23 protein-coding genes and 2 tRNA genes are annotated in these 17,896 nt (G+C 29.4%); 22 read left to right on the forward strand and 3 right to left on the reverse strand.

The window, feature by feature from the left end; genetic code table 11:
* Window positions 1-26 precede the first annotated feature (26 nt).
* From ssb to ABXT45_RS03200, 6 genes are all read left to right on the forward strand, one after another.
* Window positions 27-488 carry a single-stranded DNA-binding protein gene (gene ssb / locus ABXT45_RS03175; RefSeq protein WP_415287056.1) on the forward strand — a complete coding sequence of 154 codons (462 nt, stop codon included), beginning with the start codon at window positions 27-29 and terminating at the stop codon, window positions 486-488.
* Window positions 489-493: 5 nt separating this feature from the next.
* Window positions 494-3,043, forward strand: a complete 2,550-nt coding sequence (gene gyrA / locus ABXT45_RS03180) for a DNA gyrase subunit A (protein ID WP_415287057.1) — start codon at window positions 494-496, stop codon at window positions 3,041-3,043.
* Window positions 3,043-3,537 (forward strand): pantetheine-phosphate adenylyltransferase, encoded by a 495-nt coding sequence (coaD, locus tag ABXT45_RS03185; protein WP_415279088.1) that lies wholly within the window; start codon window positions 3,043-3,045, stop codon window positions 3,535-3,537. Before gyrA ends, coaD begins: the two co-directional genes overlap by 1 nt.
* Window positions 3,530-4,084 (forward strand): peptidylprolyl isomerase, encoded by a 555-nt coding sequence (locus ABXT45_RS03190; RefSeq protein ID WP_415314331.1) that lies wholly within the window; start codon window positions 3,530-3,532, stop codon window positions 4,082-4,084. The genes coaD and ABXT45_RS03190 overlap by 8 nt, the downstream gene beginning before the upstream one ends.
* Before the next feature lie 17 nt (window positions 4,085-4,101).
* Window positions 4,102-5,214 carry a tRNA guanosine(34) transglycosylase Tgt gene (tgt, locus tag ABXT45_RS03195; RefSeq protein WP_415314332.1) on the forward strand — a complete coding sequence of 371 codons (1,113 nt, stop codon included), beginning with the start codon at window positions 4,102-4,104 and terminating at the stop codon, window positions 5,212-5,214.
* Between the two features lie 200 nt (window positions 5,215-5,414).
* A tRNA-Lys gene (locus tag ABXT45_RS03200) sits at window positions 5,415-5,490 on the forward strand.
* A gap of 20 nt (window positions 5,491-5,510) precedes the next feature.
* On the opposite strand, the gene ABXT45_RS03205 is transcribed toward ABXT45_RS03200, so the two are convergent.
* Window positions 5,511-6,338: a M48 family metallopeptidase gene (locus ABXT45_RS03205; protein ID WP_415314333.1), complete on the reverse strand. Its 828-nt coding sequence runs from the start codon at window positions 6,336-6,338 to the stop codon at window positions 5,511-5,513.
* A 124-nt stretch (window positions 6,339-6,462) separates the two neighbouring features.
* Here ABXT45_RS03205 and ABXT45_RS03210 point away from each other — a divergent pair, with 124 nt between their 5' ends.
* The gene (locus tag ABXT45_RS03210) at window positions 6,463-7,077 is read left to right on the forward strand and encodes a DUF502 domain-containing protein (RefSeq protein ID WP_415314334.1); all 615 of its coding nucleotides are present in this window, start codon (window positions 6,463-6,465) and stop codon (window positions 7,075-7,077) included.
* Here ABXT45_RS03210 and ABXT45_RS03215 read toward each other — a convergent pair.
* Complete coding sequence (locus ABXT45_RS03215; RefSeq protein WP_415314335.1) at window positions 7,074-9,125, reverse strand: ATP-dependent DNA helicase RecG; 2,052 nt, start codon at window positions 9,123-9,125, stop codon at window positions 7,074-7,076. The two genes, ABXT45_RS03210 and ABXT45_RS03215, sit on opposite strands and share 4 nt — an antisense overlap.
* Before the next feature lie 24 nt (window positions 9,126-9,149).
* Between ABXT45_RS03215 and ABXT45_RS03220 the strand changes: the two genes are divergently transcribed.
* On the forward strand, window positions 9,150-9,416 hold the full coding sequence (locus tag ABXT45_RS03220; protein ID WP_415314336.1) for a succinate dehydrogenase assembly factor 2: 267 nt from the start codon (window positions 9,150-9,152) through the stop codon (window positions 9,414-9,416).
* Here ABXT45_RS03220 and ABXT45_RS03225 read toward each other — a convergent pair.
* A tRNA-Ser gene (locus ABXT45_RS03225) sits at window positions 9,417-9,506 on the reverse strand.
* A gap of 137 nt (window positions 9,507-9,643) precedes the next feature.
* Here ABXT45_RS03225 and ABXT45_RS03230 point away from each other — a divergent pair.
* The 14 genes from ABXT45_RS03230 (at window position 9,644) to tmk (ending at window position 17,893) form a co-directional block, all read left to right on the forward strand.
* A complete protein-coding gene (locus ABXT45_RS03230; protein ID WP_415314337.1) occupies window positions 9,644-10,219 on the forward strand; it encodes a type IV pilin protein in 576 nt (191 codons plus the stop codon).
* The gene (locus ABXT45_RS03235) at window positions 10,216-10,320 is read left to right on the forward strand and encodes a type IV pilin protein (RefSeq protein WP_415314338.1); all 105 of its coding nucleotides are present in this window, start codon (window positions 10,216-10,218) and stop codon (window positions 10,318-10,320) included. Before ABXT45_RS03230 ends, ABXT45_RS03235 begins: the two co-directional genes overlap by 4 nt.
* An 8-nt stretch (window positions 10,321-10,328) precedes the next feature.
* Window positions 10,329-10,601: a hypothetical protein gene (locus ABXT45_RS03240; protein ID WP_415314339.1), complete on the forward strand. Its 273-nt coding sequence runs from the start codon at window positions 10,329-10,331 to the stop codon at window positions 10,599-10,601.
* Between the two features lie 6 nt (window positions 10,602-10,607).
* Complete coding sequence (locus ABXT45_RS03245) at window positions 10,608-10,967, forward strand: hypothetical protein (protein ID WP_415314340.1); 360 nt, start codon at window positions 10,608-10,610, stop codon at window positions 10,965-10,967.
* 2 nt (window positions 10,968-10,969) lie between these two features.
* Window positions 10,970-11,449: a hypothetical protein gene (locus ABXT45_RS03250; protein WP_415314341.1), complete on the forward strand. Its 480-nt coding sequence runs from the start codon at window positions 10,970-10,972 to the stop codon at window positions 11,447-11,449.
* On the forward strand, window positions 11,449-11,631 hold the full coding sequence (locus ABXT45_RS03255; protein WP_415314342.1) for a hypothetical protein: 183 nt from the start codon (window positions 11,449-11,451) through the stop codon (window positions 11,629-11,631). Before ABXT45_RS03250 ends, ABXT45_RS03255 begins: the two co-directional genes overlap by 1 nt.
* Window positions 11,616-12,140 carry a type IV pilin protein gene (locus ABXT45_RS03260; protein ID WP_415314343.1) on the forward strand — a complete coding sequence of 175 codons (525 nt, stop codon included), beginning with the start codon at window positions 11,616-11,618 and terminating at the stop codon, window positions 12,138-12,140. Before ABXT45_RS03255 ends, ABXT45_RS03260 begins: the two co-directional genes overlap by 16 nt.
* On the forward strand, window positions 12,141-12,641 hold the full coding sequence (locus tag ABXT45_RS03265; RefSeq protein ID WP_415314344.1) for a type IV pilin protein: 501 nt from the start codon (window positions 12,141-12,143) through the stop codon (window positions 12,639-12,641). It begins immediately after the preceding gene.
* A 138-nt stretch (window positions 12,642-12,779) separates the two neighbouring features.
* A complete protein-coding gene (locus tag ABXT45_RS03270; RefSeq protein WP_415314345.1) occupies window positions 12,780-13,145 on the forward strand; it encodes a hypothetical protein in 366 nt (121 codons plus the stop codon).
* Window positions 13,146-13,527: 382 nt separating this feature from the next.
* Window positions 13,528-14,409 carry an EamA family transporter RarD gene (gene rarD / locus ABXT45_RS03275; protein ID WP_415314346.1) on the forward strand — a complete coding sequence of 294 codons (882 nt, stop codon included), beginning with the start codon at window positions 13,528-13,530 and terminating at the stop codon, window positions 14,407-14,409.
* Window positions 14,396-15,397, forward strand: coding sequence for a lytic murein transglycosylase (locus tag ABXT45_RS03280; RefSeq protein WP_415314347.1), 1,002 nt, complete (start codon window positions 14,396-14,398; stop codon window positions 15,395-15,397). Before rarD ends, ABXT45_RS03280 begins: the two co-directional genes overlap by 14 nt.
* The gene (locus tag ABXT45_RS03285; RefSeq protein ID WP_415314348.1) at window positions 15,387-16,145 is read left to right on the forward strand and encodes a hypothetical protein; all 759 of its coding nucleotides are present in this window, start codon (window positions 15,387-15,389) and stop codon (window positions 16,143-16,145) included. Before ABXT45_RS03280 ends, ABXT45_RS03285 begins: the two co-directional genes overlap by 11 nt.
* A complete protein-coding gene (locus tag ABXT45_RS03290) occupies window positions 16,138-17,289 on the forward strand; it encodes a D-alanyl-D-alanine carboxypeptidase family protein (RefSeq protein WP_415314349.1) in 1,152 nt (383 codons plus the stop codon). The genes ABXT45_RS03285 and ABXT45_RS03290 overlap by 8 nt, the downstream gene beginning before the upstream one ends.
* Window positions 17,282-17,893 (forward strand): dTMP kinase, encoded by a 612-nt coding sequence (tmk, locus tag ABXT45_RS03295; protein WP_415314350.1) that lies wholly within the window; start codon window positions 17,282-17,284, stop codon window positions 17,891-17,893. The genes ABXT45_RS03290 and tmk overlap by 8 nt, the downstream gene beginning before the upstream one ends.
* Window positions 17,894-17,896: the final 3 nt, after the last annotated feature.

A 17,896-nucleotide genomic window follows, 5' to 3' on the forward strand; every position in this document is an offset into this window, starting at 1 on the left:
TAAATTAATAAAGAATTATAAATATTATGGCTGGAAGTTTAAATAAAGTATTATTAATTGGGCGTTTAGGCGCAGACCCAGAAATCAAACAAATGTCAAATGGCAAAAGTCTTGCTACCTTAAGTTTAGCTACTAGCCAATCTTGGAAAGATAAAGCAACTGGCGAAAAAAAAGAAAAAACAGAATGGCATCGAATAGTTGTATTTAATGAAGGGTTAGTCAATGTTGTTCAGCAATATTTGAAAAAAGGTGCTCAAATTTATGTTGAGGGACAGATAACGACTAGAAAATGGAAAGATGAACAATCTGGTCAAGACAAGTATTCAACTGAAATTGTAATTCAAGGATACAATTCTTCACTTACTATGTTGGGCGGTGGAAACACTGGCGGTGGTGGTATTCAAAATGACAATTCGCAAGCTGTTGCTAGCAATCCTGATGATAGCCCCCAAGCCCCTAATGATATGGATGACGAAATTCCATTTTAGTTTCTATGAAAGACACAGAAATACCTAAAGACAAAAATATTAAACTTATCTCAATGCATGATGAGATGAGCTCATCGTACTTGTCATATGCAATGAGTGTAATTGTGAGCAGGGCTCTTCCTGATGTTAGAGATGGACTTAAACCAGTTCATAGAAGAATATTATTTGCCATGTATAAAGGTGGTTACGATTGGTCAAAACAATTTAGAAAATCTGCAAGAATAGTAGGGGATGTTATTGGTAAATATCACCCACATGGAGATCAATCTGTTTATGACGCTCTTGTGAGAATGGTTCAAGATTTTTCTATGAGTTTACCTCTTGTTCAAGGCCAAGGTAACTTTGGATCTATTGATGGAGATCCAGCTGCGGCTATGAGATATACGGAAACAAGATTAGCTAAAGTTTCTCAATACTTAATTGATGATATAGAAAAAAATACTGTTGATTATAAAAGTAATTACGATGAAACTGAAAAAGAACCAACAGTTTTACCTGCTCAATATCCTAATTTACTAGTAAATGGTGCAGGTGGTATTGCGGTTGGAATGGCAACAAGTATTCCCCCACATAATTTAGGTGAAATTATAGATGGAACATTAGCTTTAATTGAAAATAAAGATGTTAAAATTAAAGAGTTAATGAAACATATACCAGGTCCTGATTTTCCAACAGGTGGTGTCATCATTGGAAAAGAAATTATTAAAGCTGGATATAATGTAGGTCGTGGGTCGTTTAAAATTAGAGGTGAAATTAGTATTGAAGCACAAAAAAATGGTAGAGAGAGACTAGTTATAACTTCTGTACCATATCAGGTAAATAAATCAGTTTTAAATGAGAGAATTGCCCAACTTGTTAGAGAGAAAAAAATAGAGGGAATAAAAGATATTAGAGACGAATCTAACAGAGAAGGGATTAGAGTTGCTATTGATTTAAGAAATGGTGTTGAACCAGAAACTATTAAAAGATTACTTTATAAAAATACATCTATAGAAAGCTCCTTTGGATTTAACACTTTAGCTATTGTTGACGGTAAACCTAAAATTTGTAATTTAAAAGAATTTTTATCAAATTTCTTAACATTCCGTGAAGACGTAGTAATCAAAAAAACTAAGTTTGATTTAAAGAAAGCTGAAGACAGAGCTCATATCCTTATTGGATTATCGGTATCTGTTGAGAACTTAGATAAGATTATAAAAATTATACGGTCTTCAAAAACTCCTGATGATGCTAAAAAATCATTATTAAGTACTAAGTGGAAAATAAATAAATCTTTAAAGCTAATTTCACTTGTTGAAGATAAAAAGGGAAAAAATTTATACTCACTTACCGATCCTCAGGTAATTGCTATTTTAGAACTTAGACTACAAAAACTTACAGCTCTTGGAATTAATGAAATAGAAGTTGAAATTAAAAAATTAGCTGATCTGATTAAAGGTTATAAAAAAATAATTAATTCTAAAAAAGAACTTTTAAACGTAATAAGTGAAGAGCTTAAAACTATCAAAGAAAAATTTGCAGTTCCAAGAAGAACTAAAATTATAGATGCCGTTTTAAACTATGATATCGAAGAGACTATTCAAAAAGAAGAAGTGATTATTACAGTTACTCTTCAGGGCTACATTAAAAGAGGAGCTTTAAGTAGTGTCAAACAACAAAAAAGAGGTGGTAAAGGAAAATCTGGAATCACAACGAGAGATGAGGACTCTGTAGTTCAAACCTTATCAGTTAACACTCGTACTTCTGTTCTTTTCTTTTCAACAGAAGGTCTTGTCTACAAAATTAAAGCTTGGAAAATACCTGAAGGATCAACTACATCAAAAGGTAAATCTCTATTCAACATCTTGCCATTAAAAAATCATCAATCTATCAGTTCAATAATGCCATTTCCAGATGATGAGAGCGATATGAAAAATCTTCAAATTGTTTTTGCAACTGCAAAAGGTAAAGTTAGAAAAAATAGTTTAGAAGACTTTTCTTCAATTAATTCAGCTGGAAAAATTGCAATAAAGTTAGACCCTAATGACAAAATTGTAGGTGTTGAAATTTGTAAGGATGATCAGGATGTAATGTTAAGTACAAAAAATGGTAAATGCATTAGATTTGAATCAAAAAAACTACGAATATTTAAGGGTAGATCATCCAAAGGTATAAAGGGTATTGAGTTATCACCTAACGATGAGATCGTTTCTCTCTCAATAGCAAATAAAGAAAAAACAAAAAAAGATTCAAAGTCTGAAGAAAGATTTGTTTTATCTATTACAGAAAATGGATACGGCAAAAAAACTTTGAATAATGAATATAGAGTTACCAATAGAGGTGGTAAGGGTATAATTGGAATTATTAACTCACCAAGAAACGGTAGTATATGTTCGTCGTTTCCAGTTATTGAAGGCGATGATGTAATGATTTCAACAAATAAAGGAAGAGTAATTAGAGTTGCTGTTAAAGAAATCAGAACAGCTGGAAGAAATACTCAAGGTGTAAGAATTATCAAATTATCCGGTGATGAAAAAGTTGTTTCGGCAATAAAAATTGATGATAACTTGGAGTAATGAAAAAAGTTGCTGTATATCCTGGAACATTTGACCCAATAACTTTTGGTCATATTGATGTAATTAAAAAAGCTTTAAAGTTATTTGATAAAGTTATTGTTGCTGCTTCTGATGGTACTAATAAAAATTATCTTTTTAATTCACTTGAAAGAATACAGTTAATTAAAAAAGCTCTATTTGTTGATTTAAAGTTTGATAAAAAAAAGATTGAAGTTATTTCATTTACATCGTTAACAACCGATTTATGTAAAAAATACAAATCTAATATTATTTTAAGGGGTCTAAGAGCTGTATCTGACTTTGAATATGAATTTCAATTAGCTGGAATGAATAGAAAATTAAGCAATAATATAGAAACAATCTTTTTAATGTCTGATGTTGAAAATCAAATTATTTCATCAAGATTTGTTAAAGAAATAGTGAGACTAAAAGGTGATATAAAAAAATTTACTACAAAAAGTACAATAAAGTCTTTAAAAGAGAAATATGAATAAATTTATAACAAAATTTTTAATTTTATTTTTTATACTAACCAACAATATAATCGCAGAGGAGAATATAATGATTTTAAAACTTAAAGATGGAGATATTAAAATAGAACTTTTTGAAGATGTTGCCCCTAACCATGTTAAAAGAATTAAACAATTAGCAAAAGATGGTAAATACGATAGTGTTGTATTTCACAGGGTAATTGATGGTTTTATGGCTCAAACAGGAGATGTGCAATTTGGTAACTCCTCTAATGACCAATTTGATTTAAAAAGAGCAGGAATGGGTGGTTCTGATTTACCAGATCTAAAAGAAGAATTTAGCGACTTACCCCATGAAAGAGGAACCCTGTCTATGGCTAGATCACAAGATCCAAATAGTGCTAATAGTCAATTTTTTATTTGTTTCAAAGAGTCATCATTCCTAGATAGACAATATACTGTTTTTGGTAAAGTTATTGAAGGTATGGACCTAGTCGATAAAATTAAAAGAGGAGACCAAAATAATAACGGTTCCGTTTCTAACCCAGATAAAATTATTAGCTTTAATTAATATTAATACACATTTCAATGACATTAAAAAATTTCGAATTTAATGTCATTGAAAATGATAAATTTGCCAGAACTGGTATTATTGAAACCCATAGAGGAAACATTCAAACACCTGCTTTCATGCCTGTCGGTACACAGGCTACTGTAAAAGCTTGTCTTATTGACGATGTTATTAAAACTGGTGCTGAAATAATATTATCTAACACCTATCATTTAATGATTAGACCTGGTGTAGATAGAATAATTTCTGCAGGAGGACTTCACAAATTTATGAATTGTAAGCTTCCTATACTTACAGATTCTGGTGGGTTTCAAGTTATGTCACTTTCAAAATTAAACAAAGTAGACAGAGAAAAAGGTGCAATATTTAACTCTCATGTAGATGGTAAAAAATTCATATTAAGTCCCGAAGAAAGCATTAGAGTTCAAAGAGGGTTAGACTCAGATATTGTTATGATCATGGATGAGTGTCCCAAAAAAACTACCGATTATGATGTAATAAATAAATCTATGGAACTATCCATATATTGGGCTGAAAGATCTAAAATAGCTTTTGGTTTAAACCCCCACAAAGCTTTATTTGGAATAGTCCAGGGTGGTTTATTCAAAGATTTAAGAACTAAATCTCTTAATGAGTTAATCAAAATTGGCTTTGATGGCTATGCGATTGGAGGTCTTGCAGTAGGGGAGAGTCAAAATGAAATGTTTAGTGTTCTGGATGATTTAAAAAATATTATGCCTGATAATAAACCAAGATATTTAATGGGCGTTGGAACACCAGCTGATATTCTGGGAGCTGTTAAGAGAGGTGTTGATATGTTTGATTGTGTAATGCCTACAAGATCAGGAAGAACTGGTTTAGCTTTTACTTGGAATGGTCGTATAAATATTAAAAATAATAAATTTAAAAATGACAATGAGCCCCTTGATCCCAATTGTTCAAATCTAAATCTTAACAAGTATTCAAAAAACTATCTAAATCACCTCTTTAATACGAATGAAATCCTAGGTTCTACACTTTTAACCTTACATAACATCAACTTTTATCAAGAATTAATGTCTTCTATTAGAGAAAATATTAAAAAAGGTACATTTGATAAATTTCATGATGAATACATTGATAAGTTGTAATTTAAATATTTGCATTTTGCCATGTTATGCAATAAATAATTGTTTTTTGGTAATAAAAATTATTCAAGTTAGATATTTTTTTATTGTTTAAATTTTTAAGTGTAAAGAAATTTAAAAATTTTAAAGAAGACTTCACCAAAAGTTTTTTTTTAAAATTAAATAAAGAAAAACATTTATCTCAACTTCATTGATTTATATGTGGGCCCTTAGCTCAGTTGGTAGAGCAATTCCCTTTTAAGGAATGGGTCGATGGTTCGAGTCCATCAGGGCTCACCACTAAAATAATCTCCTAAATATTAACTAATTGTAATCGGTGGATAGTCTAAAATGACAGTATTTTCCCATTCTGATAAATTTTTAATTCTTTTAGAGGATGATGGGTGTGTGCTCATAAATTGAGGGGGTTCTTTGCCTTTATTTTCTACTTTCATTCTTTCCCATAACTTTTTAGTTTCCCTGATATCAAAACCAGATAATGATGCAAAAATCATTCCCAGGTAATCAGCTTCACTTTCTTGGGTTCTTGAGAAAGGATTCATTATCCCTATTTGAGATAATAGTCCTACAGTGTTCATGCCAGTTGCTTGATTGATCTGTCCTAATTTTCCACCTGAAAAAATATCAATCAAAGATGTTCCAGTTTGCAAAAGTGCACTTCTACTTGCTCTTTCAACCGAATGTTTAGCAACAGCATGCGCAATTTCATGACCCATAACCGAGGCAAGGCCATTTGTATTTTTTGTAACAGCAAGTATTCCTGTGTACACAGCAATTTTACCACCAGGCATACACCAAGCATTTTTAACTTTTTTATTATCTATTAATATATATTCCCAATCAAAATTAACAGTAGGATCATTTAGACCTGCTCTATAAAAGTATTCCGATATAGAGTCTTCCATTCTTTTTCCAATATCTTTAATTTCATTTAGTGTTTTAGTGTCATCACTCATTTTCTCTTTTTCTTTGATCTTTTCAAAAATTTGAGCTGCTTGAGCGTTTAATTTAGATTCAGGTATAATTTTTAATTGCCTTCTGTCAGTTATTGGCGCTGTAGAACAGGCACCGATCATTAAACCCGAACATCCGCACCCGACATAATTTAAAAATTTTCTTCTATTCATTTTATTAAAATTTTGATAATCATATAAATATATACTTTTATGAATTTAAACAATAAAATCTTAGTTACAATTTTCATCATAGCCGTTTCATTTGTTATTTATTCTAGTTATAGCTAAATTATCTATGCCCATTAAGAAAAAAAAACCATTAGCGCTTAAATTAAGAAACTATTTTTTTACAGGTATAATTGTTTTAATACCAATAGGGTTTACACTTTATTTAAGTAAATTCTTAATAAATTTTTCAACGAAATTAGTACCATCAGGATTAAATCCTAATACTTATCTTCCATATGCAATTCCAGGTATTGAAATAATTTTAACAATTATTTTTATTACAGTTGTTGGTGGCCTTTCTTTAACTTTTATAGGTAAAAAATTTTTACAAATAATTGACGATTTATTTAAAAGAATGCCGATACTAAGAACTATTTACTCTGCGGTCGGACAAATGACAGATTCTTTTAGAAAGCAAGAGGGTAATAAAAAAAGTGTTGTACTAGTTGAGTATCCAAGAAAAGGATCGTGGGCTGTAGGTTTCGCCACAAAAGAAAACACAGGTGAAATTAAAGCTAAAACAAATATTAACTTAGTTAATGTTTTTGTTCCAACAACTCCTAACCCAACAAGTGGCTTTCTGCTAATGATACCAAAAGAAGATTTGATTTATTTGGATATGACATTTGAAGAAGCGTCAAAATTTATAGTTTCGGCGGGAACTTCTAAGCCCAATAGCTAAACCATATCGTTAATTATATCTGCTTGATCGTATAACTTGAGTAATGCTTTATATTTTTTAATATCAATATTTTCTAATTCTATTTTTTTAATTTGTTTTTCTGCCATTAAAAATAAATCTTCGTTTTGAATTGGGTCAGCTAATTTAAAATTTTTAACACCACTTTGCTTAAAACCAAGTAAATCACCAAAACCTCTTAACTTCATGTCTTCTTCAGAGATTTCGAAACCATCATTAGAGTTTTTTAGAATATTAATCCTTTTTTTTGCATTAGCACTTAAATTAGACTTAAACATCAATATACAACTTGCTTGTCTTGTGCCACGTCCAACTCTTCCTCTTAATTGGTGTAACTGAGATAATCCAAACTTATTAGCATTTTCTATTATGATTGCATTAGCATTAGGAAAATCAATCCCAACCTCTATAATTGTTGTCGAAACTAAAATTGAATATTTTTTGTTCAGAAATTTATTTAATATTTCTTCTTTTTCTTCATTATCAATTTTTCCATGAAGTAGTGCAACTTTATTTGGGAAAATTTCATTAAGAAATTTGTATTTAGTAACTGATGATTGGTGATCTAATTTTTTTGATTCTTCTATCAAGGGACATACCCAGAAAATTTGGTTTCCTTCTTTTATCTCTTTTTTAACAAAATTAATAACATCATCTATTTTACTTTCTAATTTACTATAAGTTTTAACCTCTTTTCTATTACTTGGTTTTTCCTTAATGATAGAAACATCCATATCACCATAAACTGACATAGTTAAGGTTCTTGGAATTGGCGTTGCTGACATTAAAAGAACATCACAATTATCTCCTCCCTTATCTGATAAAAGCTTTCTTTGCCTAACTCCAAATTTATGCTGCTCATCAATTATAATATAACCGAGGTTTGCATAAATTATTTTTTTTTGAAAAATTGCATGAGTGCCAAATACCATTTGAATCTCATTGTTTTCTAAATCTTTTACAATTCTCTTTTTTTCACTATTTTCACTTTTACTGGAAAGTAATTTAATTTTAATATTTTTAGGAAATAGTTTTTTTGCCAAACTATAATGCTGTCTAGCTAATATTTCAGTAGGGGCCATTAATGCAACTTGAAACCCTGAACTAATGACACTTAAAGAAGAAATTAATGCAACAATAGTTTTGCCACTTCCAACGTCCCCCTGCAAAAGTCTAAACATTTTACTTTTAGAATTTAGGTCATTATTGATATCATTTAATGAAATCTTTTGATCATTAGTAAGAGTAAAATCTAATTTATTAACTATATTATTATGAGCTTTTTCAGTAAAATTTTTTGAAACCTTTTTAATTTTTTTAATTTTTTTTCTAATTTCTGAATTAACTAAAAATGATGCGAGTATTTCATCATAAGCAAGCCTTTTATAGAAATCAGATTTATAATTTTCAATATTTTTTGGATCATGTAATTTTATTATAGATTCATTCCAGCTTTGATTATTAAAATTTTTTAATATGTCTTTATCATGCCACTCAGTTAAAATAGGTAAGTTTTTTAATATTTGATTAATAATTTTATTATAAGTTTTTTCAGTAATACCATCTGTTAATGAATACTTATTATCAACATTTTCAATTAAAGAACTGTCTTGTGAAATATACGTGGGGTTTGTTATTTGATATCGTCCTTTATAATTACTTATCTTACCACTAATTGTCACTTCTTCATTTAATGGTAAAATTTTTCTCACATATCCTTCGTGACTATTAAAAAATATACAATCAATCTTTCCAGTTTCATCAATACAATTAACTCTATTTGGTAAGTTTCTAATTCTTGGAAATTGATATTTTAATGGGACAATTCTGATAGTTTGAATAACACCTATTTGGAGGTCGCAAATTTTACTAACGAGCGTTCTGTCTGTATAAGATTTGGGTAATCTCCAAAGTAAGTCAAAAATATTATTTACTTTTTTTTTCTTCAAAATTTCCATGGTTTTTTTACCCACACCATTTAATTTGGTTAGATCAGCCAATAAATAATCATAATTATTCTTATTTTTCATGTTAGGTGTAATATATTAAATTTTATGACCATTAATATAAAGAGTTTAAAAAATAAAATAATTTATAGAGCCAACTATAGAGGTACTAAAGAAATGGATAAGTTATTAGGTTCATTTACTAAAAAATATATTGATCAGTTTAATGAGCTAGAGCTAAAGCTTTTATGTGATTTGTTAGATTATGATGATGAAAATCTTTATAAATTAAATCAAGGTCAAAATTTAACAATTCAAATTAAGTTAAACAAAGTTTCAGAGATGTTTAAAAATTATAATTATGCAAGTGAGTAGTGGCGGAGAGACTGAGATTCGAACTCAGGAAAGAGTTGCCCCTTTGCCGGTTTTCAAGACCGGTGCATTCAACCGCTCTGCCATCTCTCCGTTAGTGAGTGTTTTAGCTAACAATCATAAATTTTCAACTAAAAAACTATTTCAATAACGTTAAAAAATACATTTGTTTCAAGTATGTTTCAAGTTTCATCCTATAAAATCCCAGGATATTAAGATAAAGTTTTTTTATGAAACAAAAAGCTTTCACTCTAATAGAACTCCTAGTCGTAGTAGCCATCATCGGTATCCTCGCTTCAGTAGGTGTGGTTGCTTATAATGGGTATACGGGTGCTGCTAAAAAATCTGTTGTTAAACAAAATTTTAGTACAGTAGTTAAATGGATACAAGCAGATGCAATAAAATGTATGATTAATGGCGGAACTGTCTTTAGACAAACTAACAACAGTGGAGGTGGTGTAAATAGAAATTGTTCTGATACTGCAGACAATGTAAGTCCATTTTATGAAAGTAGTTTACAAACACATATTGGAGAAAAAAATTGGACAGGAAATCCATATGGAAATATTGGTGAAGATAGAGCTTGTGATATGGCAAAAAGTTGGGGAACTAAAAGCATTCAATCTGCAGCTCTTGGAAAAAAAATGTGCAATGGAGCTATAGGACTTTATACTTTATCCAAAAATACAAATGGTTGTGACAGAGAGATGGTTGTTCAAGCAGGAATTAATCCTGGATATTGGACATTCTCAACGAAAGAGTCAGCTGGCGTTTTAAGCTCAATAGTATGCATTACTCATAAATGAAAACTAAAGCTTTCACTCTAATAGAACTTTTAGTCGTTGTAGGTATTATTGGCATTCTAGCTGAAGATAATTTAATGGATAGTAAAGTTGCTATTTGTTAGATTTTGAAATGGAAAAAGCAACAAAGCTTTCAACAATTGGTTTAGGATTATCATTAGGTCTAGCCTGGTCTATCGGAGTATTGATAGTAGGAGTTATGGCATTACTAATGGATCAAGCAACTGTTGAACCTTTTAAAAATCTATTCAATATCATGTACCCTGGTTGGGGTGATACTGCTGGAAAAACTTTACTTATGACAGTTTGGTCTTTCTCACATGGTTTTGTTGGTGGGTTCTTAATTGGACTATTTTATAATCTTTTCGCTAAACGATTTAACTAAGTTTAGATGAAAAAGTCTGTAAGAAATAAATCCAAAGTTGGTATTTGGACTAGGATTAAAAATATCTACAATAACAGTCCTTGGCATTCTGCTTTTACATATCCAATTTTATATATTTTAGGTGGCTTAATATTTGGTGGTTTAATTGCGGCAACTTCTTCTTCAATGAAAAACAGCAATGAATTAAATATATTAGATTATTTTGCTATGACTTTTATGTTTTCTATTTATTTAACCCCAATTTGGGTATTTATTGGATTAATAGTATCTAAAAAAAAAATACCTTACGTTTTATCTTTGTGTATTGGGCTTGGATTATTAGCAATAGCTATTTATATTTCTCTTAAAATAACGTCAAGTATGTAAAAATGACTGAAGAAAATCAAATTAAAGAACGTGGTCCTGGTCCACTTATGATGTCAGTCTATATTATTTTATTTTTAATTATTGGAGCTGTTTTATCCATAACTATATATAAAAAATATTTCGCTTATCCTGCAGCAAAAGTAACTGTAATAAATGTATTCCACGCACAAACTGTTAGATATATTTCAAGAGAATTAGAAAAATGTAGCTTAGGTGATGCTACTGCTATGAAGGGTTTATTAAATTGTTCAAAATATAATGCTGAAACAGTTATGGCTGCTATATTAAAAACTAGTCTAGACAAGAACCCTTATAAAACAACTTATAATGCTGTGAGATCTTCAAGTACCAATATTAATGACGATGATGTAGGCTATGTAAGTCTCGGCTCATCAGGATCTAATATCATTATTAAGTCTTGTAATAAGACACCTTGTAAAAAAGAAGAAAACCGTAAACAAAGTACAGTGAGTATTAATTAATGAAAAAGCTTTTAGGGATTGTAATTCTTGGTTTAATGTTGAGTGGTTGTGCAGAAGAAATTAGTGAAAACCCTGTGAACATAAAAAATTCATTTGGACCAAATTTTGATTTCAAATGTTACAACTCTTGTAAAGACAGAAATTATGAAGATTTGTGTATTAAGAGATGCAGTCTAGAATAAAAGCCTTCACCCTAATAGAACTCTTAGTCGTAGTAGCCATCATCGGTATCCTCGCTGCAGTAGGGGTTGTTGCTTATAATGGGTATACAGCTAGTGCAAAGGCCAGTGTTACAAAAGCTAATTTCAAGATGATGCAAAAATATATGACTGCAGAAGTTACAAAATGCGATCTTGGAGAAACTTCAATTATGAAAAGAGATAATGGATCTAGCGTTAACTGTTCAGGTATAACTTATGGAAAAATTATTCCACATTTACAGCAATTATTTAATGCAGATAAAAAATTGATAAGTGTTTATACGAATTTAACTTATGTAAGAAACACTGGACCTTCTACAAATTCTAGTAGTATTGGCTCTATTCATTTAAATGGAATATCACATGACAAAACTTTTAATCCTGGGGCCACGCCAGCTCTAGACAATAATGATATAAGAATAACTTCATGTTTTAAAGAACCTTGTAGCAATGTGGAAAATAATTTATCCTATGTTATCAATATCGATTAAATGAACCACAAAGCTTTCACCCTAATAGAACTCCTAGTCGTAGTAGCTATCATCGGTATTCTGGCTGCAGTAGGAGTGGTTGCTTATAATGGGTATACGAGTAGTGCGAAAAAGAATGCTATTAAATCTAATTTTAAAATGACAGCAAAGTATGCTTCTGCTGAACTTATGAAGTGTCAAATTAGTGAAGATAATATTTTTATAAACTCAGGATATTATAAAGTTAGTTGTAATGCTATCCATGACTCTTGGAGAATATTAGGTGGAATGACTTCGGATCCAAATCTTAGATTTTTAAATCCAATAGATAATGGTATTTGGAACAGAGATAGACAGTTAGCAGTTCGAAATGATATTTATAAAGGTTCTTCCATACCAGATAATATGATTGGTTATATTTATATTAACCATAGTTCTTATCCCGTTATATTGAGATCATGTTATGCAACTCCATGTAACGACAGCAGTAATCTTTTAACAACAACGTTAAATTATCAATAAGATAGTCTGCAATCTTGATCATACTCTGGCTACAATCAATAGCAAATAGTAGAAGTTTGAGTGAAATTAAGGATGGATTGCGCATCAACTGTCTTACTATAAACTTGATAACCAGCTATTAAAATGTAACTATAAAAAATGTTAAAGACTTTCATAGCAATACTTTCTGGAGCTGTACTTGTTTCTTGTGCTTCTATTGTTAATGATCCAACTGTGCCTGTTACACTATCTTTTAGTGACGGTAGTAGTGGAAACTGTAAGTTAACTAATAAACGTGCGGCTTATAACGTTGAAGTTCCAGGTACAAATCTGATCAGAAGATCAGACGATCCATTAAGATATGATTGCGAAACAACTTTAGGCAAAAAAGGATATGGAAGCATACCAAGTGAAATAGAAGGTGAAAAATTAGCTGGAAGCGTTCTAATAGACTTTGGAATCACAGACTCAATTACGGACAAACATAGAACCTATACTCCTAACTTTGTAGTACCTGTAAAATAAAATTGTACCACCAGTGTGTCAATATTTAATCTTAACACCAATCAACATTATAAATAAAGATAAGTAGGAGAGTTTTAAGGGGCGTTCTGTTACCCCGGTGCCCCAGACCTATCTTCGCTCTAGTTTCGCTCTAGTTTCAGAGCTTAGGCGAGTGAATAATAGCTCGTTTTTTTTAATCTAAGATTTAAATTAATAAGTAAAATAAGGAAATGTATGTGTTACGATGTAAAGTGGATTGGGGATTTCTAGGTTTTCAAGACCGGTGCATTCAACCGCTCTGCCATCTCTCCGTTAGCAACGTTTTATTATTATAAATTTTTAATTCAACAATAAAATTGATAAATTAAACAGATAATCATTTAAAAGGTATAAATTTATTACTGTGGAAAAGAAAAAATTCAATAAAGGTATAGGATTAACTGCACTAGGTTCTTTTTGGTGGGGTGTCATTGGTGTTATTTACTTCAAGTATATTTCATTTGCTGGCTCTATAGAGGTAGTGATTCATCGTTGCGTATGGACATCTGTAGTTTTAATAATAACTACCTTTTATTTTTCTAAATGGGATGTTTTTTTTGAAATTATAAAAAATAAAAAGAACATAATTTATTTATTTTTTTCAAGCTTACTAATTTTTATAAATTGGGCAACTTGGATTTATGCCGTAGGTACAGAAAAAATTATTGATGCAAGCTTTGGCTATTTTATTATGCCAATTTTAAGTGTATTCCTAGGTTATATTTTTTATGGCGAAAAAATAAATAAAAGAAGAGGTCTTTCCATACTTCTTGTTTTATTGTCTGTATTATTACTTTTATTTAAAAGTTTTCATTCAATCCCATGGGTTGGAATAATTGTTGCTCTAAGTTGGGGTTTTTATAACCTTCTTAGAAAAAAAGTAAATGTTGATACTGATGTTGGCCTTCTAATAGAAAGTCTTTTTATATTACCATTTGCATTATTTGCTTTTTTTTTACTTTTTAAAGATAATTTAAATATCTTTAGTTTGAATGATCCTTCATTGATGTTTATATTAATGTTAGCTGGGCCAATGACTGTCATACCCCTGTTTCTATACGTAAGAGGTGTTGAGCTCTGTGGTCTTGGACCCACTGGAATGATTTTCTATATAACTCCAACATTTCAGTTTTTATTAGGCTTTTTTTATTATGATGAGGCTTTTTCTTTTGAAAAATCATTAAGTTTCATTTTAATATGGATTGCTGTAATTATTTATTTAAAAGATTTATATGAAGATAATTAAATATTTTATAATTATATTTTTCACTATTATCCACGGAACATTAAATGCTAATGAAAAAGAATTTAATGAGTGGTTAGTAAATTTCAAAGTTTATGCTTTAGAAAAAAAAATTTCAGAAAAAACATTCAATCTAGCAATGTCTGATATTGTGTTTTTACCTAATGTAATTAAATATGACCGTTTTCAACCCGAATTCTATGAAGACACAAAAACTTACATATCGAAGAGAACCTCTAAACAAAAAGTAAATATGGGTGCTCAACTTTATGGATTGAATAAAGATTTCATAAATTTGATAGATAATAAATTTTCAGTAGAGAAGGAGTTACTTTTAGCATTGATGGGGATAGAGACTAATTTTGGAACTTACGTAGGAAAGATGGATATACTGTCATCACTTGCAACTTTAAGTTATGATCAACGAAGATCTGATTTTTTTACTAATGAGTTAATTACAATTCTTCAATTAATAGATGCAGGGAAAATCGACCATGATATTTTATATGGTTCGTGGGCTGGAGCTTTCGGTTTTTTTCAATTTATGCCCACTACTATAGATAACTATGCAATAGACTATGATAAAAATAACATTATTGAGCTCAAATCGATTATAGATTCATTTGCTTCTGCAGCTAACTATATAAATAAAATAGGATGGAAGAAAAAACAACCTTGTTTCATAAAAGTAAAATTAAAAAAAAATATACCTAACAATATATTAAACACATCCGCAAAAAAACTTCATAATAAAAATAAGTTTAAACTATTAAAAAAATATTTAATTAATGATGATAGTTTTAATGTTGTTGACGAAAATTTGATTGCATCAATCATTACACCAGACAAAGATATTATACCTGACGCTCAAAATTTAGATCCAGCCTACATAGTTTTTGAAAATTATGAAAAAATACTACAATGGAATAGATCCTTACGATTTGGCCTTGCAGTATGCACTTTAAAGGAAAAATTTGAAAATGCTTTATAAGAAACTATTAATCCTATGCTGTTTCATTTTACTTAATAACTGTACAACAACAACTTTAACAAATAATAAAATTTCCAATTCATTGAATGATCCATTTATAAACAAAGGATTTAGCCTTATTTATAATGATAAATTTTATAATGATAAGATTATTTCAAAAAAAATTGACGAACGAAGCTTAGTTATTTTTCAAAAAAATTTAAAAAAAAACTCAATTGTTAAAATTACAAACATTTTAAACAATAAATCTATTATCGGTACTGTTGGTAGTAATGCTAATTATCCCTTATTTAATAATGCGGTGTTATCAGTAAGAATAGCTGATGAAATAGATTTGAATGAAAATGAACCTTATGTAGAAATTTTAGAAGTACTACAAGACTCAATATTTGTAGCAAAAAGAGCAAAAACTTTTGAGGAAGAAAAAAATATTGCCAACAAAGCACCAGTCAACAATATCAGTATTAGTAATCTTAATATTGAAGAAGTAAATACCAAAAATGAAATAAGTAAAAAATTTTCTTATGAAATAAAAATAGCTGATTTTTATTTTAACGATACGGCATCGTTGCTAGTTAATAGAATCACTAATGAAACAATGATTAAGGATGTTAAGATCAAAAAAATTGATGAAAAAAAATATAGAGTATATGTGGGTCCTTTTAATAACATTAATTCTCTAAAAAAATCATTTAATGATATAAGCATACTTGAATTTGAAAATATCGAAATTTTAAAAAATGATTAGATTAAAACTTATAACAATTTTATTAACACTCTTACTAGCAGTCAATTCTAATGCTGCGTTTGATGTAAAAGCTAGAACAGCCATATTGCAAGACTATCTTTCAGGTGAAATATTATTTGAAAAAAATGCCGATAAATCAATTTATCCAGCATCTATGACAAAGATTATGACCACCATTATCGCATTTGATTTGATAAGAAGTGGTGATTTAAATTTAGATGAGAAATTTTTAGTTTCTGAGAACGCCTGGAGACTTTCGTCAGCTGGCTATTCTTCAATGTTTATAATGGTTGGTGATGAAGTTAGTGTAGAAAATTTACTAAAGGGAATAATTATTGCATCTGGTAATGATGCATGTGTTGCATTAGCCGAAGGTATTGCTGGTACAGAGGATGAATTTGCAGTGATGATGACAGCTAAAGCTAAAGAATTAGGAATGGATAATACTAATTTTGCTAATTCATCAGGAATTAATAATACTGAAAATGTATCAACGGTAAGAGACATTATGCTTATGTCTAATTACCTTATTAAAAAATTTCCTGAAGAATATAAATATTTTTCCGAAAAAGAATTTACTTGGAGCAGAACAGGTGGTGACCCAATTACTCAAGGTAATAGAAACCCTCTATTATATAAAAGCCTTGGAGCTGATGGAATTAAAACTGGCTATTTAGCAGTTGAAAGATATTCACTAGCGTCATCTGTAGAAAGAAATGGAAGACGATTAATAGCAGTAGGAAGTGGCTTCAATACTAAGAAAGATAGATCTCGTGAAAGCTCCAAACTTCTAACATGGGGTTTAACAAATTTTGATTTAGTTGAAATTACAAAAGCTAACACTCCAATAGAAGATATCGATGTTTGGTTGGGTAAAAAAAATACTGTTAAAACTTATATAAAAAAAAATATCTATAAGACTGTTCCAAAAGCAAAAAAAAGACTAATAAAGGTATCATTAAATTATAAAGGTCCAATACAAGCACCTATTAAAAGAGATGATATTTTGGGAAAATTAAAGTTAACCTATAATGGTGATCTTATTGAGGAATATGATTTGCTTGCTTATGAAGACGTTAAAAAATTAAATGTTTTTTCAAGGTTAATTAAATCTATTAATTTTTTAATTTGGGGTGATGTCTAAAAAACCAATAATTGTATTTGAAGGTATAGAAGGGACTGGTAAATCTCATCATATAAAGAATGTTGCAAATTACTTAAAGATTAAAAAAATTAAATTCATTCAAATTAGAGAACCAGGTGGTAGTGCAAATTCAGAAAAGATAAGAAATCTTATTCTTGATAACAAATCTACATTTAATAAAGAAACTGATTTACTTCTGTATCTTTCTGCAAGAAGTGAAAATATAGAAATTATAAGAAAAAATTCTGGAAAAAAAATTATTCTTATAGATAGGTTTACAGACTCAACAATTGCATACCAGCATTATGGAATGGGTGTAAACCTCAAGTTTATACAAAGTATCAACAATCATATTTTGAGAAATGTTAAAATTGATTTTACTTTTTTAAACACAGTTAATTTAACTAATATGAAAGAAAGACTTAGACTTAGAAAAAAGCTTAATAGATACGACAAATTTGACAGTAAGTTTTATGAAAAAGTACAAAATGGTTTTTTAAAGATATTAAAAAAGAGACCAAAAAAATATATTAAAATAAATTCAAATCTAGATATAAATCTTAACGAAAATATAATATTAAATAAAATTAACGATTTAATTTAGATT

This window comes from Candidatus Pelagibacter sp. Uisw_106 (assembly GCF_047724975.1).
Classification (GTDB): domain Bacteria; phylum Pseudomonadota; class Alphaproteobacteria; order Pelagibacterales; family Pelagibacteraceae; genus Pelagibacter.

What these genes read in the sequence shown, in the direction of transcription:
- ssb (WP_415287056.1), top strand. Translation starts at nt 27, where the DNA reads ATGGCTGGAAGTTTAAATAAAGTATTATTAATTGGGCGTTTAGGCGCA.
- gyrA (WP_415287057.1), top strand. Translation starts at nt 494, where the DNA reads ATGAAAGACACAGAAATACCTAAAGACAAAAATATTAAACTTATCTCA.
- coaD (WP_415279088.1), top strand. Translation starts at nt 3,043, where the DNA reads ATGAAAAAAGTTGCTGTATATCCTGGAACATTTGACCCAATAACTTTT.
- ABXT45_RS03190 (WP_415314331.1), top strand. Translation starts at nt 3,530, where the DNA reads ATGAATAAATTTATAACAAAATTTTTAATTTTATTTTTTATACTAACC.
- tgt (WP_415314332.1), top strand. Translation starts at nt 4,102, where the DNA reads ATGACATTAAAAAATTTCGAATTTAATGTCATTGAAAATGATAAATTT.
- ABXT45_RS03205 (WP_415314333.1), bottom strand. Translation starts at nt 6,338, where the DNA reads ATGAATAGAAGAAAATTTTTAAATTATGTCGGGTGCGGATGTTCGGGT.
- ABXT45_RS03210 (WP_415314334.1), top strand. Translation starts at nt 6,463, where the DNA reads ATGCCCATTAAGAAAAAAAAACCATTAGCGCTTAAATTAAGAAACTAT.
- ABXT45_RS03215 (WP_415314335.1), bottom strand. Translation starts at nt 9,125, where the DNA reads ATGAAAAATAAGAATAATTATGATTATTTATTGGCTGATCTAACCAAA.
- ABXT45_RS03220 (WP_415314336.1), top strand. Translation starts at nt 9,150, where the DNA reads ATGACCATTAATATAAAGAGTTTAAAAAATAAAATAATTTATAGAGCC.
- ABXT45_RS03230 (WP_415314337.1), top strand. Translation starts at nt 9,644, where the DNA reads ATGAAACAAAAAGCTTTCACTCTAATAGAACTCCTAGTCGTAGTAGCC.
- ABXT45_RS03235 (WP_415314338.1), top strand. Translation starts at nt 10,216, where the DNA reads ATGAAAACTAAAGCTTTCACTCTAATAGAACTTTTAGTCGTTGTAGGT.
- ABXT45_RS03240 (WP_415314339.1), top strand. Translation starts at nt 10,329, where the DNA reads ATGGAAAAAGCAACAAAGCTTTCAACAATTGGTTTAGGATTATCATTA.
- ABXT45_RS03245 (WP_415314340.1), top strand. Translation starts at nt 10,608, where the DNA reads ATGAAAAAGTCTGTAAGAAATAAATCCAAAGTTGGTATTTGGACTAGG.
- ABXT45_RS03250 (WP_415314341.1), top strand. Translation starts at nt 10,970, where the DNA reads ATGACTGAAGAAAATCAAATTAAAGAACGTGGTCCTGGTCCACTTATG.
- ABXT45_RS03255 (WP_415314342.1), top strand. Translation starts at nt 11,449, where the DNA reads ATGAAAAAGCTTTTAGGGATTGTAATTCTTGGTTTAATGTTGAGTGGT.
- ABXT45_RS03260 (WP_415314343.1), top strand. Translation starts at nt 11,616, where the DNA reads ATGCAGTCTAGAATAAAAGCCTTCACCCTAATAGAACTCTTAGTCGTA.
- ABXT45_RS03265 (WP_415314344.1), top strand. Translation starts at nt 12,141, where the DNA reads ATGAACCACAAAGCTTTCACCCTAATAGAACTCCTAGTCGTAGTAGCT.
- ABXT45_RS03270 (WP_415314345.1), top strand. Translation starts at nt 12,780, where the DNA reads ATGTTAAAGACTTTCATAGCAATACTTTCTGGAGCTGTACTTGTTTCT.
- ABXT45_RS03280 (WP_415314347.1), top strand. Translation starts at nt 14,396, where the DNA reads ATGAAGATAATTAAATATTTTATAATTATATTTTTCACTATTATCCAC.
- ABXT45_RS03285 (WP_415314348.1), top strand. Translation starts at nt 15,387, where the DNA reads ATGCTTTATAAGAAACTATTAATCCTATGCTGTTTCATTTTACTTAAT.
- ABXT45_RS03290 (WP_415314349.1), top strand. Translation starts at nt 16,138, where the DNA reads ATGATTAGATTAAAACTTATAACAATTTTATTAACACTCTTACTAGCA.
- tmk (WP_415314350.1), top strand. Translation starts at nt 17,282, where the DNA reads ATGTCTAAAAAACCAATAATTGTATTTGAAGGTATAGAAGGGACTGGT.